Source organism: Flavobacterium sp. (assembly GCF_031422135.1).
Taxonomy (GTDB): Bacteria; Bacteroidota; Bacteroidia; order Flavobacteriales; family Flavobacteriaceae; genus Flavobacterium.
The window spans coordinates 1-1,843 of the sequence record NZ_JANOQD010000088.1; the positions used below are offsets into that span (position 1 = coordinate 1).

The window sequence follows — 1,843 nt, forward strand, 5'->3', positions numbered from 1 at the left end:
TGCGTTTTTCAACACATTTTCTAAAGCATCACTTCTAGAAATACCGCGTGCTAAAGGAATCGTACAATACGTACATTTGTAATCACAACCATCTTGTACTTTTAAAAAAGCACGAGTTCTATCGCCAATAGAATAACTTCCTACATAAAAATCGGCTTCTTCAATTTCGCAAGAATGTACTTCTCCAAAATCATTTTTAGATAAATCGTTGATATAATCGGTAATTTTGAATTTTTCGGTAGCGCCCAAAACTAAATCAACACCATCTACTGAAGCTAATTCGTTGGGTTTCAATTGCGCATAACATCCAACAGCAGCAACAAAAGCTTTATCATTAAGCTTCATGGCTTTTTTTACGATATGCTTAAATTGTTTGTCGGCGTTGTCTGTTACTGAACAGGTGTTGATGACATATATATCGGCAACTTCTTCAAAATCAACTCGATCAAAACCTTCGCTTTGAAAATTTCTAGCAATAGTTGATGTTTCTGAGAAATTGAGTTTACAACCTAAAGTGTAGAAGGCAACTTTCTTTTTGTTTATCATTTGTTAAATTGAAGTTTACAAAGATAAAAAAAGAGCGTTTAAAAAACGCTCTTTCTATTGTTAAGATATATTTTTTACTATTCTTTAATAAATTTTTGAGTAAGAACACCTTTATCAGAAACAATTTTAATAAAATAAACACCATTTTGAAAACCAGACATATCAATAGTTGACGCTGTTGATTCTAATACTTTTTGACCTGTAATAGTTGTAATTTCAACATTTCTCAATTCTAATGAATTAGCAAGTTCAATATTCAAGAAATTACTTGTAGGATTTGGATAAACTTTAATATTATTTGCAAGTTCATTATCGTTAACTGATAAATTTGGCGAACCATTTACTGATAAAACTAAATGCATATTAGGAAATCCAATTCCAGCAAGATTAGTCGGAGTAGCTATTCCACATGATGATGCGGTTATGTATCCTGGAGCAGTTTGTCCATCTCCATTACTAGCAGGAAAAAATGTAGCAAGTGAACCTGTACCTGGAGCAGCTGCTAGAGAATTTGGAATTCTTAAAGCTACAACTAAAGTACTTGTTGTTACTAATGCAGGAGTTGTAAATGTTAGCTGTTTTATAGTTCCTACATCACCAGCTACTGGAGTATACGATTGAATTCCGACTTGAGTTAAAGTTCCTCCAGGAAAAGCGGCGCCAGTATGACTATAAATAATTAAGTCTATTACAAAGGGAATTGCACTTGTATTTGTAAAACCTTCGACTCCAAAATCAACTCTATTTACAGTAAATTGAGTATAACCTAAAGCAGTTAAATTAAAAGCTCTATAAAAAGTGTTGTCATTTGGTACTCCAGCACTATTGCAGGTTATACTTCCTGCTGTAACATTTTCAGTTGTAGTTTGTGTTAGTGTTACTTGAGCAAAAGAAAGTACACTAAAAAGTAAAGTTAAAATAAAATAGTAATTTTTTTTCATTGTTTTTTAGATATTTAATTAGGCGTAAACTTACAAAAAAAATCTATACTTATTCTTTTCTGTACTTCTTAGTTAATTCAAAAACATGTTCTAAAATTTTAGCATCTTCATCGGTAAACTCTACTTGTCTTCGCGCCATAACAATTTTTGCTGTTTCAAAAGCTTTAGTAGTTAAATAGGTTGTAAATCCAGCTGCTCCACCCCAAGAAAAACTAGGAACAAAATTTCGCGGAAAACCAGAACCAAAAATATTGGCACTTACACCTATTACTGTTCCTGTGTTGAACATCGTATTGATGCCGCATTTACTGTGATCGCCCATCATTAATCCGCAAAATTGCAATCCAGTTCTAGCA

At 32.5% G+C, this 1,843-nt stretch carries 1 protein-coding gene and 2 pseudogenes; all 3 read right to left on the minus strand.

Translation table 11 applies throughout. The annotated features are described in order from the left end of the window. Positions 1 to 546: pseudogene (locus tag RMO70_RS11735) on the minus strand (tRNA (N(6)-L-threonylcarbamoyladenosine(37)-C(2))-methylthiotransferase MtaB); the annotation flags it as partial. A gap of 77 nt (positions 547 to 623) precedes the next feature. After that, positions 624 to 1,487, minus strand: a complete 864-nt coding sequence (locus RMO70_RS11740) for a T9SS type A sorting domain-containing protein (protein ID WP_310556627.1) — start codon at positions 1,485 to 1,487, stop codon at positions 624 to 626. Between the two features lie 49 nt (positions 1,488 to 1,536). Further along, positions 1,537 to 1,843, minus strand: a pseudogene (locus tag RMO70_RS11745) (glucose-1-phosphate thymidylyltransferase); the annotation flags it as partial.